Annotated in this window: 17 protein-coding genes; 15 read left to right on the plus strand and 2 right to left on the minus strand. The window is 24.7% G+C overall.

The window, feature by feature from the left end; all coding sequences use genetic code 11:
• Position 1 precedes the first annotated feature (1 nt).
• From GOQ29_RS11535 to pdxR, 13 genes are all read left to right on the plus strand, one after another.
• Positions 2 to 529 (plus strand): 2-oxoacid:acceptor oxidoreductase family protein, encoded by a 528-nt coding sequence (locus tag GOQ29_RS11535; RefSeq protein ID WP_203372807.1) that lies wholly within the window; start codon positions 2 to 4, stop codon positions 527 to 529.
• A gap of 13 nt (positions 530 to 542) precedes the next feature.
• Positions 543 to 1433, plus strand: coding sequence for a MurR/RpiR family transcriptional regulator (locus GOQ29_RS11540; RefSeq protein ID WP_203372808.1), 891 nt, complete (start codon positions 543 to 545; stop codon positions 1431 to 1433).
• A gap of 100 nt (positions 1434 to 1533) precedes the next feature.
• Positions 1534 to 2133: a histidine phosphatase family protein gene (locus GOQ29_RS11545; protein ID WP_203372809.1), complete on the plus strand. Its 600-nt coding sequence runs from the start codon at positions 1534 to 1536 to the stop codon at positions 2131 to 2133.
• Positions 2134 to 2279: 146 nt separating this feature from the next.
• A complete protein-coding gene (aroH, locus tag GOQ29_RS11550) occupies positions 2280 to 2642 on the plus strand; it encodes a chorismate mutase (RefSeq protein WP_203372810.1) in 363 nt (120 codons plus the stop codon).
• 24 nt (positions 2643 to 2666) lie between these two features.
• On the plus strand, positions 2667 to 3326 hold the full coding sequence (gene cmk, locus GOQ29_RS11555; protein ID WP_203372811.1) for a (d)CMP kinase: 660 nt from the start codon (positions 2667 to 2669) through the stop codon (positions 3324 to 3326).
• A gap of 23 nt (positions 3327 to 3349) precedes the next feature.
• Positions 3350 to 3931, plus strand: coding sequence for a lysophospholipid acyltransferase family protein (locus tag GOQ29_RS11560; protein ID WP_203372812.1), 582 nt, complete (start codon positions 3350 to 3352; stop codon positions 3929 to 3931).
• A gap of 20 nt (positions 3932 to 3951) precedes the next feature.
• A complete protein-coding gene (locus GOQ29_RS11565; protein ID WP_203372813.1) occupies positions 3952 to 5919 on the plus strand; it encodes a bifunctional 4-hydroxy-3-methylbut-2-enyl diphosphate reductase/30S ribosomal protein S1 in 1968 nt (655 codons plus the stop codon).
• A gap of 71 nt (positions 5920 to 5990) precedes the next feature.
• Entirely contained in the window at positions 5991 to 6770 is a 780-nt protein-coding gene (locus GOQ29_RS11570; protein WP_203372814.1) for a CheR family methyltransferase, read from the plus strand.
• A gap of 77 nt (positions 6771 to 6847) precedes the next feature.
• The gene (locus tag GOQ29_RS11575; RefSeq protein ID WP_203372815.1) at positions 6848 to 7903 is read left to right on the plus strand and encodes a M20/M25/M40 family metallo-hydrolase; all 1056 of its coding nucleotides are present in this window, start codon (positions 6848 to 6850) and stop codon (positions 7901 to 7903) included.
• The gene (locus GOQ29_RS11580; RefSeq protein WP_203372816.1) at positions 7894 to 8916 is read left to right on the plus strand and encodes a M42 family metallopeptidase; all 1023 of its coding nucleotides are present in this window, start codon (positions 7894 to 7896) and stop codon (positions 8914 to 8916) included. The genes GOQ29_RS11575 and GOQ29_RS11580 overlap by 10 nt, the downstream gene beginning before the upstream one ends.
• Positions 8916 to 9914 carry a M42 family metallopeptidase gene (locus GOQ29_RS11585; RefSeq protein WP_203372817.1) on the plus strand — a complete coding sequence of 333 codons (999 nt, stop codon included), beginning with the start codon at positions 8916 to 8918 and terminating at the stop codon, positions 9912 to 9914. The genes GOQ29_RS11580 and GOQ29_RS11585 overlap by 1 nt, the downstream gene beginning before the upstream one ends.
• A 103-nt stretch (positions 9915 to 10017) precedes the next feature.
• Entirely contained in the window at positions 10018 to 10560 is a 543-nt protein-coding gene (locus GOQ29_RS11590; RefSeq protein ID WP_203372818.1) for a helix-turn-helix domain-containing protein, read from the plus strand.
• A gap of 28 nt (positions 10561 to 10588) precedes the next feature.
• Entirely contained in the window at positions 10589 to 12028 is a 1440-nt protein-coding gene (gene pdxR / locus GOQ29_RS11595) for a MocR-like pyridoxine biosynthesis transcription factor PdxR (RefSeq protein WP_203372819.1), read from the plus strand.
• On the opposite strand, the gene GOQ29_RS11600 is transcribed toward pdxR, so the two are convergent.
• Complete coding sequence (locus tag GOQ29_RS11600) at positions 12023 to 13039, minus strand: potassium channel family protein (RefSeq protein ID WP_203372820.1); 1017 nt, start codon at positions 13037 to 13039, stop codon at positions 12023 to 12025. The two genes, pdxR and GOQ29_RS11600, sit on opposite strands and share 6 nt — an antisense overlap.
• 139 nt (positions 13040 to 13178) lie before the next feature.
• Between GOQ29_RS11600 and GOQ29_RS11605 the strand changes: the two genes are divergently transcribed.
• Together GOQ29_RS11605 and GOQ29_RS11610 are read left to right on the plus strand one after the other, a co-directional pair.
• Positions 13179 to 13898, plus strand: coding sequence for a hypothetical protein (locus GOQ29_RS11605; RefSeq protein WP_203372821.1), 720 nt, complete (start codon positions 13179 to 13181; stop codon positions 13896 to 13898).
• A gap of 182 nt (positions 13899 to 14080) precedes the next feature.
• Positions 14081 to 14230, plus strand: a complete 150-nt coding sequence (locus GOQ29_RS11610) for a hypothetical protein (RefSeq protein WP_203372822.1) — start codon at positions 14081 to 14083, stop codon at positions 14228 to 14230.
• Positions 14231 to 14280: 50 nt separating this feature from the next.
• Here the strand turns inward: GOQ29_RS11610 and GOQ29_RS11615 are convergent, their stop codons facing one another.
• Positions 14281 to 15468: a pyridoxal phosphate-dependent aminotransferase gene (locus GOQ29_RS11615; protein ID WP_203372823.1), complete on the minus strand. Its 1188-nt coding sequence runs from the start codon at positions 15466 to 15468 to the stop codon at positions 14281 to 14283.
• Positions 15469 to 15620: the final 152 nt, after the last annotated feature.

Below are 15620 nucleotides of genomic sequence, written 5' to 3' on the forward strand. Positions count from 1 at the left end.
TATGAAGTCACAAACAGAACTTAGATTAAGTGGATCAGGTGGCCAAGGTTTGATTCTAGCAGGAATAATATTAGCCGAAGCAGCTATATTAGATGGGAAAAATTCAATACAAACTCAATCTTATGGACCAGAGGCTAGAGGGGGAGCTAGTAAAGCAGAAGTTATAATAAGTGATTCTGAAATAAATTATCCTAAAGTTAAAGATTGTGATGTGTTGTTATGTTTAACTCAAAAATCTTGTGATGAATATTTGGATTCTTTAAAAAAAGATGGTATTCTTATTATAGATAAGAATATAAATAAACCTAATAGAGATGATATAAATATATATCACGTGCCGATTGTTGAAAGAGCTAAAAATGATATTGGAATTTCTATGGTGGCTAATATTGTAGCATTAGGGGCTATTAGTAAAATAACAAAAATAGTCTCTGAGGATATGTTAAAAGAAGCTATATTAAAAAGGGTTCCTCCTGGAACTGAAGAAATTAATGAAAAAGCATATAATTATGGTTTAAATATTTTGTAATAAGGACGATTTTATGAATGAAAATAAAAAGGATTTAATTAAATTAATTCAATTAAATTTTACCCAATTAAGTAAAGGTCAGCGATTAATTGCAGAATATATATTGGCAAGTTATGATAAAGCTGCTTTTATGACAGCATCAAAATTAGGAGAAATGGTTGGCGTTAGTGAATCAACCGTAGTAAGATTTGCCAACGCTTTAGGTTTCGATGGTTATCCTAGTTTACAGAAATCACTTCAAGAGCTTATAAAAAATAAACTTACTACTGTTCAAAGATTAGGTATGGCAGATTTTTCTGATAAAGAAAATTTTATTAAAAAGGTAATGCAGGCAGATATAAATAATATGAGGAATACTTTAGAAAATTTAGATAATGATATCTTTTATAAAGTAATAGACGAAATTATTAATGCTAAAAGGGTTTATGTTCTTGGACTAAGAAGTTCCACTGCTTTAGCAGGATATTTGGGATTCTATCTTAGTTTAATTTTAGACAATGTAAAAGTTGTAAGTTTTGGAATGAGTGATATTTTCGAACAATTACTTAGAGTTTCAGAAGATGATGTAGTTATTGGTATAAGTTATCCTAGATATTCTAAAAAAACTCTTGATGCATTGCAATATGTGAAGAAACAAAGATGTACTATTGTAGGTATATCTGATGGCAAATTATCTCCTATAGCTAAAGTTTCAGATTATATTTTAGATGCTAAAAGTAATATGGTGTCTTTTGTAGATTCTTTAGTTGCTCCAATGAGTATCATTAATGCTTTAATAATTGCAGTAGGAATGAAAAATAAGAAAGAAGTAAGTTCATATTTTTCTAAATTGGAAGGTATTTGGAAAGAATATAATATATATGGAGATAAAAATAAAAATGATTTAATAGATTATAGATTATAAAAAAAGTAGCATATGCTACTTTTTTTATAATCTTATTTTAATATATAATAAAAATCATGAATAGTATTAAATAAATTTAGAATATCTTTTGGAGGGTTTAATGAATAAATTATATTTAATACGTCATGGAGAAACGATTTGGAATAAAATAGGAATAATTCAAGGTCAAGCAGATATATCATTAACAAAAAAAGGTGAGAAACAAGCATTCTTAGTTTCTAATAAACTAAAAGATGCTAATATAAGACATATATATTCTAGTGATTTAAATAGAGCTTATGATACTGCTAAAATAATTGCTAAAAACTTAGATATTAGTGTAAGTAAGAAAGAGGAATTACGAGAAATAAATTTTGGCGCTTGGCAAGGTTTTACTATTAAATATATAAAAAAAGCATATAACAAAGAATATGAAATTTGGAGAAATGAACCTTATCTTCTTACAATTCCTAAGGGGGAAAGTTTAATAAAGGTACAAGAAAGAGTAATGAGATTTATTAATAGATTAGATGAGAGTCATAAGTACAATAATATACTTATAGTTTCACACAGTGTCGTAATAAAAGTAATAATCTTAGGATTATTAGACTTAGATTTAGTTACTTATAGAAAATTTTCTATAAGTAACTGTGGATTAACTATAATTGAATTTATAGAAAAGAGAAAAGTTATAAAATGTTTAAATGAAAGAATTTTATAGGAGCTGGTCCATCAGGGATAATAGCATCAGTTGCTTCTAATAGAAAAAATAACAATATTTGAATATAAAAGAATTAGTTGTTGATGAGGGTTAAGCTTGAGGTAGTTTTTAAATTGATATATAATAAATAGACAGGAGTGATATATGTGAGTGTCATAAGTATACGAGGTGCAATAACTGTAGAAGAAAATACAAGTAATTTAATAATACAAAATACTAAATTTTTATTAAATGAAATAATTAATAAAAATAATATAAAAAAAGAAAATATTATATCAATATTATTTACTGCTACAAATGATTTAGATGAAGAATATCCAGCAAAGGCTGCAAGAGATATAGGTTTAGTTAATTGTAGTTTATTGTGTTTGCAAGAAATGAATGTAAAAAATAGTTTGAGAAAATGCATAAGAGTTTTGATGATGATAAATTCTCATTGTAAGCAAAGCGAAATTAATCACATTTATCTTAAAAAGGCAGTAGATTTAAGAAAAGATTTAATAGATTAAAAATCATGGAAGGAATGAAGTATAATGAGTAATCTAGTTATAGCTATAGATGGTCCTGCAGGTGCTGGTAAGAGTACAGTTGCAAAATTAATTGCACAAAATTTAAATATAGTTTATATAGATACAGGATCAATGTATAGAGCCTTAACTTATAAACTGTTAAAAGAAAATATAGATTTAAATAATACATCTAAAATAATTGATGTACTTAATAGTACTAAAATTGATTTTAGAGATAATCACATATTTTTAGATGATGAAATAGTTGATGATAAAATAAGAACAAATAAAATTAATAATAATGTTTCTTTAGTTGCAAAAATTAAAGAAGTAAGAGAAAAATTAGTGAAGATTCAAAGAAATATTTCAAAAAATAATGATATAATAATGGATGGTAGAGATATTGGAAGTTATGTTTTACCTAATGCTAAATTTAAATTTTATATAACCGCTAATCCAGAAGAGAGAGGTAAGAGAAGGTATAAAGAATTAATAAAAGAATATCCTAATATAAAATTATCTGAGATTATTGAAGAAATCAAGGAAAGAGATAAAATAGATAAAACTAGAAATATAGCACCATTGATAAAAACAGAGGATTCAATTGAAATAGATACTACTAATAAAAGTATTGAAGAAGTAGTTAAAATTATATTAAATTATATTGAAAAAAATAATTATTAAAATTTTATATAAGGGGAATTATTATGAGTTTTTACAATTTTATTAGGAATTTAGCTAGTGTAGTTTTTAATTTTTTTTATAAAATAAAAATTCATGGTGATAAAAATATATTAAAAGATTCTAAAGTATTAATATGTTCAAATCATACTCATGATTTTGATCCAATTATATTAGGAATTGTTTTTAATACTAGACAAATTCATTTTATGGCTAAAAAAGAATTATTTAAATATAAATTAGCTGCTTTATTTATGAGAAAATTAGGTGCATTTCCAATTGATAGAAATGGAGCTGATTTGAGTGCTATTAAAAAAGCATTAAAATTATTAAAATCTAATAAGGCTTTAGGAATATTCCCTGAAGGTACAAGAGTTAAAAGGGGAATGAAAGGAAAAGCTAAATCTGGAATTGCTATGATAGCTATTAAATCAAAAGCTCCCGTACTTCCTGTATATATAGATACAAATTATAAGATTTTTAGTAAAGTAGATGTATATATTGGACAACCTATAGATTTAAGTAAAGAAAAAAAAGGTAAATTGAATATGGAAGATTATAAATCTTTAAGTGATAATATTATAAATGAAATATATGATTTAAAATAGTATAAATTGGGAGGATTAAAATGAGAGTAATTTTAGCTGATAATTCTGGTTTTTGTTTTGGAGTAGAAAGAGCTATAAATAAATCATTAATAACTATAAAATCAAAAGAAGATGTTTATTCATTAGGGCCTTTAATACACAATAAGCAAGTAATAGAATCTTTAAGTAAACAAGGACTTACTACTATAGAAAATATAGATGAGTTAAATTCAGGTATACTTATTATACGTTCTCATGGTGTTCCTATAAATATTTATAATGATTTAAAGTCTAAATCTATAGATTATGTAGATCTTACTTGTCCTTTTGTAAGAAATATTCAAAAGATAGCTAAAGAACATTATGATAAAGGATATAAAATAATCATTATAGGCAACCCCAAACATCCAGAAGTTATTGGTATAAATGGATGGTGTAATTATGAAGCTGATATAATTAACTCTAAAGATGATATTGAAGATACAAAAAAATATGATAAAATATGTATTGTGGTACAAACTACTATGAATGAAAGAAAATTTGAAGTATTATCAAAATTGATAAGTAAAAACGCAAATGAAGTTTTAAAATTTAATACTATTTGTAACGCTACTAAATCAAGACAAAAGTCTTGTAAAGAAGTTGCAAGTAAGGTTGATGCAATGATTGTTATAGGAGGGTATCATAGTTCTAATACTCAAAAACTTGTATCTATAAGTAAAGATATATGCAAAAATACTTATCATATAGAAACCATTGATGATATAAATTTAAAAGAATTAAAAAAGTATAGTTTAATAGGCATTACAGCAGGTGCATCAACACCTGACTGGATAATTAAGGAGGTTGTCAATCACGTGAGTAATATTGATAATGAAATGAATAAGATGATGGAAGAAATTGAAAAAACTTTAGTGGATGTTAAAAAAGGTGATATTATAGAGGGAATTGTTATATCAACTAATAAAGATGAAGTAATGGTAAATATAGGGTACAAATCTGATGGTATAATTAAAAAATCTGAATTATCTAATGATCCTAATATAAATCCAGAGGATTTTATGAATGAAAATGATAATATAGAAGTTTATGTATTAAAATTAGATGATGGTGAAGGCAATGTATTATTATCAAAGAAAAAAGTTGATAATATAAAAGGATGGGAAAAATTAGAAAGTATTTATAATGAAAATTCTTTAATTAAAGGAAAAGTTGTTGAAATAGTTAGAGGTGGTATTATTGTTTTAGTTAACAATATAAGAGGTTTCGTACCCGCATCTCATATATCAATAAATTATGTGGAAAATTTAAATAAATATTTAGGAAAAGAATTTTTATTAAAGATTATTGAGTTTAATAGGGATAAAAAGAAATTAGTATTATCCAGAAAAGAAGTAGAATTATTAGAAATTGATAAAGAGAAAGAAATTTTGTGGAACAATTTAGAAAAAGGTATGAAAATTGAAGGTGAAGTAAAGAGACTTACAGATTTTGGAGCATTTGTAGATATAGGTGGAGTAGATGGATTAGTTCATATATCTGAATTATCTTGGGGAAGAGTAAATAATCCTTCAGAAATTTTAAATGTAGGAGATAAAGTAGATGTTATTGTTCTTGATTTTGATAAAGAAAAAGAAAGAATATCATTAGGTTATAAACAAACTAAAGAACATCCTTGGGACAATGTTGAAAATCAGTATAGTGTAGGAGATATAGTTGAGGGAAATGTTGTTAAATTAGTAGATTTCGGTGCATTTATTGAATTAAAGCCAGGATTAGATGGATTAGTTCACATATCTGAAATTTCTCATAAACATATTGCTAAGCCTTCAGAAGAATTATCTAAGGGTGATAAAGTAAAAGTTAAAGTTTTAGATATTGATTCAGAAAATAAAAGATTAAGTTTGAGTATAAAAGAAGCTGAAGAAAAAGAAAACTTAAAATATAAAGATGATGAAGATGTTGAATTAACCGTTGGAGATATGATTAAAAAAGATGAGAAAAATTAGTAAAATGAGGAAGGTTAACCTTCCTTATTTTTTCATATAGTGAATTTATATTCAATTTAAGGAGAATTAATATGGACAAATATGAAGAATTCAAAAAAAATGTTTTAAAATTAATTGATATTAACTTAAGTAATTATAAAGAAAAACAGATGAAAAGAAGAATAAAATCATTAGTTTCTAAAAATAATTTTAATGATTTTGATGATTATTTTGATGCAATTAAAAAAAAGGATGATTTATTAAATGAATTTATAAATTATTTAACTATTAATGTATCAGAATTTTATAGAAATGAAAAGCAGTGGGATATATTGGGAAATAAAATCATTCCAAACCTATTAAGTAGAAAGAAAAAGTTAAAAGTATGGAGCAGTGCATGTTCTACTGGAGAAGAACCTTACTCTATAGTAATGTTATTATCTAAATTTATTGATTTAGATAATATCTCTATTTTAGCTACAGATATAGATAATGAAGCAATAAATAAAGCTAAAATTGGATTATATTCAGAAAAAAGTTTAAAAGAATTGCCTATTGAATTTAGGGATAAATACTTTGATAAAATAGAAAATACTTACAAAATTAAAGATATCATTAAAAATAAAGTTACTTTTAAAAAAATGAATTTATTATCAGATCCTTATCCTAAAGATTGTGATTTAATATTATGCAGGAATGTAATGATTTATTTTACTGAAGAAATAAAAAGTATAATGTATGAAAAATTTTATAATGCACTAACTGATATAGGAGTACTATTTGTAGGAAGTACAGAGCAGATTATATTCCCTCATAAATATAATCTACAATCATTAGAAACCTTTTTTTATAAAAAGAAAACTAATAAGTAATAATTGTTTGAAAATAGATAATTATTGAAAAAATATGATATAATTAAATATATGATGATTATGAAAGGAGGATTCTTATGAATATAAAAGACTTTTTAAAAGAATTATCTAATTCAACTAGTGTATCGGGATACGAAAGTAATATTACAAATAATATTGTTAATGTATTTAGTAAATATAGTGATAAAATTGATTATGATCAATTAGGTAGTATTATTGCTATAAAAAAAGGTGTAAATAATTTTTCAAATCTCAAAATAATGTTGGCAGCACATGTAGATGAGATAGGATTAATGGTAAAAGATTTTGATGATTCAGGAACAATTAGATTTACATCTATAGGAGGAATAGATCCTAGAACCTTAGTTGCTCAGGAAGTAATTGTTCATGGAAAGAAGGAGCTTTTTGGTGTTATAGGTACAACGCCACCTCATTTACAAGATAAAGATAAGAGTGATGATGCTTTTAAAATGAATGATTTGTATATTGATGTAGGATATGATAAAGATGAAGTAAAGAAAATAATATCTATTGGAGATATTATAACAATTAAAAGAAATTTTACAGAATTACAGGGAGGTTCTGTTACAGGGAAAGCTTTAGATGATAAAGCAGGTATTGTTACAATGCTCCAATGTGCTAAAGAACTGATGAAATTAAATCATGAAGCAGATATTTATTTTGTATCTACAATACAAGAAGAAGTTGGAACAAGGGGTGCTATTACTAGTACATATAAAATTAATCCTGATATTGGAATTGCTATTGATGTAGGTTTTGGTCGAACTCCAGAATTAGATAAATCTCAGTCCCTAGAGATAAAAGGTGGTCCTGGAATTACTATAGGGGGAAATATACATCCAAATTTGAGACAAAAATTAGTAGATACAGCTGAAGAATATAATATACCATATCAATTTGAAGTTGAATCAGGTCCTACAGGAACTGATGCTAGGTCAATTCAAATATCAAGAGCAGGTATACCTTCTTTATTGATTTCTTTGCCATTAAGATATATGCATACTTCTGTTGAAACTATTCATATGGAAGATATAAAAAAATCTGGAAATCTTATTGCAAGATTTATTTCTGAAATTACTAGTGATAATTTGGAGGGATATCTATGCTATTGAAAAGATTAACTGAAGCTAGTGGTGTGTCTGGGAATGAAAAAGAAGTAAGAGATATTATTATAGATGAAATAAAAGATTATGTAGATGATTATGAAATAGATAAAATAGGGAATATTATTGTTCATAAAAAGGGTATGAAAAATGGTCCTAAACTACTATTAGCAGCACATATGGATGAAGTTGGTTTAATGGTATCTGATATTAAGGATAGTGGTTTAATTAAATTTATTACAGTTGGCGGAATAGATAAAAGAGTATTAGTATCTAAAAGAGTGAATATAGGAAAAAATAAAATTCCTGGAGTTATTGGAGCAAAACCAATACATCTTCAAAAGCCTGATGAAAGAAAAAAAGCATTGGATTTAAAACAATTATATATAGATATAGGTACTTATTCTAAAGAAGAAACTGAAAAGCTTATTAAAATAGGGGACTATATAACATTTGATAGTGATTATGTTGAATTTGGAGATAATTTGATTAAGGCAAAAGCCTTAGACGATAGAGTAGGTTGCTCTATATTAATTAAATTATTGCAATCTGATATTGAGTATGATTTATATGCTAGTTTTACTGTAATGGAAGAGGTTGGACTTAGAGGAGCTGGTCCTGCTGCTTTTAAAGTGAACCCTGATATTTCAATTATCTTGGAAGGAACAACTTGCGCAGATTTATCAGATATAGATGAACATTTGAAAGCAACAAAATTAGGAGATGGTCCAGCGATTTCTCTTATCGATAAAACTACATATTTTGATAAAGAATTAAGAAAATTATTAGTTAATGTAGCAAAAGAAAATAATATTAATTTTCAATACAGGAAAACAAGTGTAGGTGGAAATGATTCTGGTTCTATTCATTTATTAAAGGAAGGTTCAAAAACAATTGCCATATCTGTTCCTTGTAGAAATATTCATTCTCCTATAAATGTTATGAACAAATTGGATTATGAAGATACTAGTAAGTTATTAGAGCTATATCTTAGAAAAATATTTGAAGGAGGTATTAAATAATGGAATTTAATAATGATTTATTAAAAAGTTTAGTTAGAACTTTTTCACCTTCAGGGAATGAAGAAAGAATTAGAAATTTAATTGTTAATGAAATTAAAGATTATGTTGATGAAATGGAAATAGATACTTTAGGTAATTTAATTGCAAGAAAGAAAGGGCTTGGAAAAAGGATAATGATTGCAGGTCATATGGACCAAATTGGGTTAATGATAACTGATATTGATAAAGACGGTTTTTTAAGATTTACTAATGTTGGAGGTATATCTCCATTGTTAAGTATTCAGCAAAGAGTAATATTTGATAATGGTATTGTTGGAATTATATCTAATGAAAAAATTGATGATAAGAATAAATTAAAGCTAGAACATCTTTATATTGATATTGGAGCAAAAGATAAAAAAGAAGCTGAGGATAAAATTAATATTGGCGATGTTTGTGTATATTTAAATGAATACTATGTAGATGAAAGTAGAATTACTTCAGGATGTTTAGATGACAGAATAGGATGTTATGTTATGATAGAAACATTAAAGAGCTTAAAGGATACAAATAATGATTTGTATTTTGTTTTTACTGTTCAAGAGGAATTAGGAATAAGAGGAGCTAAAACATCAGCGTATAAGATTAATCCTGATGTAGGTATAGCAATAGATGTTACAAAAACTGGAGATACGCCTAAAGCTGAAAGATTTGCAGTTGGATTAGGAAAAGGTACTGCAATTAAAGTTATGGATAAATCTGTAATTGTACATCCCAAAGTTAAGGATATTATGGTGGATACTGCTCAAAAGAATAATATAAAATATCAAATGGAAGTGTTAGAGCATGGAGGTACTGATTCAGGAGCTATACATTTAACTAGGGAAGGGGTTCCTTCTGGAGTTATATCAATACCAACTAGATATATTCATTCATCTAATGAAACAATATATAAAGAAGATGTAGAAAACTCAATAGTACTTCTTAAAGAGGTATTAAAAAATAAATTTGATTTTTAAAGAAACGATTGTATAATCGTTTCTTTTTTTGTAGAAATAAGTAGAAATTTTTGTGAAGGAATTTTAAAATAAAAAGAGAAAACATATATAAAGGAGGTAAAATATGAGTAAAAAAAAATTAAGCATATCAGAAGTTTCTAATTTATTAGGATATGAAAATCATGTATTAAGATATTATGAAAAAGAGTTTGAATTGAATATTCCTAGAAATGAAGTAAATCACAGATATTATACTGATGTAGAAATAAAATTATTAAAGCAAATTAAAAAATTACAAGAACAGGGATATTCAAATAAGCAAATTAAACTTATATTAAAATCACCAGATTTGATTAAAGATAGTAAAAATGAAACCTGTGCTACAGTTATGATTAATGAAACCAATAATTCTTCTAGTTTAAATAGTGAGTCAAATGATATAATAAATAATATAGAAAAAGAAACAATTATATTAGGAGAACTAAAAGAGGAAATTATTAATTTAATAAAAAAACAATTTGATAAAGATAAAGATATAATAATGAGTGAAAATGCAAAATTAAAATTAAAATTAAAAGAAAAAAGTTATGAAATAGTTAGATTGAAAGAAATAATAAATGATTTAGAAAATAAGAAAATTTTGTTTTTCAAAAGAAAAAAGAAATAGATATTGTTAAATAATAATGGAGGATTAAATGGATAAATTACACGATATAACTTTAGATAAAAAAATTAGAAAACCACTTTATGTTCAATTATATAATAAGATAAAAGAAAAGATAAAAAATAATAGTTTACAGAATAATACTAAACTGCCTTCTATAAGAGAATTATCAGATTTATTAAATGTTAATAGTTCTACTATAGTAAATGCATATAAATTATTAGAAGAAGAAGATTATATATATAAAAAAATTGGAAGTGGTACCTATGTAAAAAAAATTAATTCTTTTAATAGAGAAGATGATAATAAATTATCTTTAAATATAGCTTATGATTTTACAAACATAACAAGTAATTCCAATTTATTCCCAATAAAGGATTTTAAAAAATTAATGAATAGAGTCATTGATAGAGATGGAGGAGTAGCTTTTGATTATCAAGATAGTATAGGATATTTACCATTAAGAAAAGCCATAATGAATTATTTAGAAGAATTTAATATTCGTACGACATTAGAATCCATTCAAATAATTTCAGGAGCTCAACAAGGTATAGATATTATTAGTAAGACCCTTATAGATTATGGTGATACCGTAATAACTGAGAGTCCAACTTATTCAGGCTCATTATATTCATTTAAGTCAAGAACAGCTAAGATATTAGAAATACCGGTAGATAGAAGTGGAATAGATATAATTAAATTAGAACAGAAAATTAAAACTTTTAAACCTAAATTAATATATGTTATGCCTAATTATCAAAATCCAACTGGATTTTCATATTCACAAGATGTAAAGAAATCTATACTTAAATTAGCTGATATATATGATACGTATATAATAGAAGATGATTATATTAGTGATATAGTTTTTAACAATAAAAGATTAGCATCATTAAAAAGTATGGATAAAAATAATAGAGTAATATATTTGAAAAGTTTTTCTAAAACCTTTATGCCTGGAATAAGACTAGGTTTTGCTATATTACCTATAAGTTTACAACAAAAATTTCTTTTAGGTAAGCAATTTTCTGATATACATACTTCTGGATTCATTCAAAGAGTGTTTGAATTATTTTTAAGTGAGGGAATATGGAAAAAGCATATAGATAATATCAGTGAAATTTATAATAATAAATATCAATTAGCGAAAAAATATATTTTAAAATATAAACCTATAGACTTAAGATATTATATACCTTCTGGTGGATTGAATTTTTGGTTTTCTCTTCCAGATGGTTATTCATCACGAAAGTTAGAAGATTATCTAAAGGAACACAAGATTCTAATATCTTCTGGATCTAGATTCTATAATGATAATCAAGATACGGAATATTTCCGCATCAATATAGCATCAATAGATATTGTTAATTTGGAGAAAGGAATAATTAAATTATTTGAATTAATTAAGAAATTTATTAGAAATGATAAAAATAAAATATTGAAGTACTCACTAAAAGATTTAGGATTATAAAATTTTATTAGGAGCAATATAAATTAATATATCATTAGATTGTAATTTTATATTTGTTTTAGGATTTAAATATGTTTCTCCATTTCTAAAATAGCCAATTAATGTAATACCCTTTTTTAGTAATTTAAAAGAAACGTCTATATATTTATTATTAATATATTCTTCAGATATTGAAGCCTCGTATAATTCACAGCCATAAGAATTAGTTATTAGTTCTTTCATGGCTTTATTTATGCCTTTATAAAGTATGCTTCTTACTAATATTTTACTTTCTATTTCATTGCTTATTAAAATATCATTTACATTAGCTCTTAAAAAAAGTTTTTTATTACTATGATTCGCTACTTCTGAAATTAAATAGATATTTTTATTTAATTTATTTATAGCTAAACATATAAGTACAGATTTAGCATCCATCATATCTTTATTTTTCAAATTTCTATCAGCCAATACAATTATTCGTTTGGCATACTTTATATTTGCCCTTAATAATACTTCGTCATACCATGGATTTCCTTTAATATAAGAGATGTTTTTATTATTATATGGGTTATAATCAATATTATCAATAATAACTACTTTTAAATTTTTATCTTCATTAATTAATTCTTCTATTATAATTTTTGTTTTATGATTCCAACCTATAATGATAATATGATTTTTAAAAATTACATCCATTAGTCCCATTCCTTTTCTTATATTTTCTTCTAAAAATATTGATGCAAATGAACCAGTTATAAAACCAAATACTCCTATACCAATTAACATTAAAAATATAGATATTATTCTACCAATTATAGTTACTGGATATATATCTCCATAACCTACGGATGTACTGGTAACAAATCCCCACCAAATTGCATCTTGAATAGTATTAATTCTAGGATTTATATTAATTTCAAAAAAGTAAAATATCAGAGATGAAATTAATATAAATACAATTATAATGCCTAATGATCTATATAATTTAACATTTTTCATCAATTTATGTATTTTTTTTATTAATAACATAGTTATACCTTAACATCCTTTCTTAAATGGATTAATAGTATATATTTAGATTAATATTTAATTTCATCTATTTATAGTATTTTCCTAGCACTATAATTTTATAAACATTACAAAAAATATTATATAAGGAGGATGTGATATGGAGGAAAAAACAGATTATAAATCTCAATTGCATTATATATTAAATAAAAAAGAAAAAGATATTTTCAGAAAAAATATTTATGAATTTAATGAAATTGTATCTATTATAGATTACATTAATCCTATTTATATAGAAAAAGAATTATATTTTAATACATTGTTTAAAAAGAGAGATGTAAATAAAATATTTAGTTTAGTTTGTACAGAATATTTAAAAAATATAAATCATAATAATAACAAGGAAGAAATTAATTTAACAATTAATTTTATTAAAAAATTTTATGATATTTTTAAGCCAATAGAAGTAAATAGTGGGTATTTAATTATATATCCAAAAACATGTATGGAAAGATATATTTCTAGAATAATGAAAGAGAAAAATTTTAATAATGTTTATATTCCTGAGAAAACTTTAGAAGAGTTAATTAGTATGATAATTGCATTTAGTAAGTTTGAATTACAAAATATTAATATAAAGGATTTTGGATATATGAATTTTCCTACATTAATTTTAGCTAATATAAAACTTTATGAAAAAGGAATATTATCCATAGAAAAAAATCAAAGTGGAAAAATCTTATTTTATTTAAAACCTATGAATAATACTAATAAAACTATTAAAATTATAAATGATGAAAGGTTAATGATGAATAGGATATTAAATACTTTGAATAAGAAAATTAATAGCAACTATACTATAAATGACTTTTTACAATAAAAGAAATATAATATTTCTTTTATTATTATGCAATTTTGTTATTCGTATTATTCATATATGTATGTATTTTATTTAAATATACTTATATATGAATATTTTTAAAAATAAAATTGCAAAATTCTGAAATTATCCTTGACAAAATTTGAAAATAAGTGGTATAATTTAGTTAAGGAGGAATGCATATGAAAGACAATATTATGAATACTTCAGACCGGGAACAAGTTAGTAGACTAAAAAAATGTAAAGCAATAACCTGCATACACAATCTTGATGGATACTGTAACGTAGATAAGTGCGAAATATATGAAAGGGTATTAAAACAAGAATATTAGACATAAAAAAAGAGGAAGAATTTCTTCCTCTAATTTAACACCTTTAGGTGTTATTTTTTATAAGTTTCTAAAGCATGTTTTAAAATATCCATAGCTTTTTTAAGAGACTTTTGATTTAATACATAAGATATTCTTACTTCATCTTTTCCTAAACCTTTTGTAGCATAAAATCCTTCAGCAGGAGCTAGCATAACAGTTTCGCTATTTACATCAAAATCTTCTAGTAACCATTTAACAAAATCTTCTGCATCTTTTACAGGAAGTTTAGCTATAATATAAAATGCTCCATGAGGTTGTTTAGCAATAACGCCACACATATCCTGCAATGCATTATATACAATATCTCTTCTGTTTTTATATTCTTTTACAACTTCATCAAAGTAATTCTTAGAAACATTAGATAGAGCAGCTGCACCTATTTGTTCAATTGTAGGCACACAAAGTCTACTTTGGCAAAGCTTTAATACTTCTTTAATCAATGCTTTATTTTTACTAGCTATTAAACCTATTCTTGCACCACAAGCACTATATCTTTTGGATATACTATCTGTTAATATAACTCTATCTTCTATATCTTTAAATTCACCAAAACTCATATATTCAAATCCATCATAAATAAATTCTCTATATACTTCATCAGAAATGATGAATAAATCGTTTTCCTTAGCTATATCTCTAAGAATATTCATTTCTTCTTTTGTATATACTGCTCCAGTTGGATTTCCAGGATTTGATAATACTATGGCTTTTGTTTTATTCGTAACTAATTTTTGTATTATTTTTTTATTTGGTAGTTTAAAGCCTTCTTCCGCTTTAGTAGTAATAGGTACAACTTTAACACCAGCAGAAGATCCGAAACCATTGTAATTTGTATAAAATGGTTCTGGAATTAAAACTTCATCTCCATTATCTGTTACAGCTAATAATGAAAATAATATTGCTTCACTACCACCATTAGTAACAAGTATTTCATCTTTTTCGAAGTGAATATCATAAGTTTCAAAATATTTAATAAAACTATTTATTAATTCAGGTAAACCTTGCGATGAAGCATAAGAAAGTACTTCTTCGTCATATTCTTTTATAGCATCCATAAATTCAACCGGTGTTTTAATATCTGGTTGACCAATATTAAGATGATATACTTTTTTACCATTTTTCTTTGCTTGTTCTGCTAATGGAACAAGTTTTCTAATTGGTGATTCTTGCATTGAATTAATACGATTAGAAAATTTCATTAATATCCCTCCTAAATTAGATACAAAGATTATACATCTTTATGATAACATAATACATAATTAAAATATATATTTATTATTATAAATTATCAGAAGTTTAGCACTTAAAGATTTTTCTGGGCGATAGCCCGTTGATTTATAAAGAATATTAA

Source organism: Anaeromonas gelatinilytica, from assembly GCF_016820635.1.
GTDB classification, from domain to species: domain Bacteria; phylum Bacillota; class Clostridia; order Tissierellales; family SIT17; genus Anaeromonas; species Anaeromonas gelatinilytica.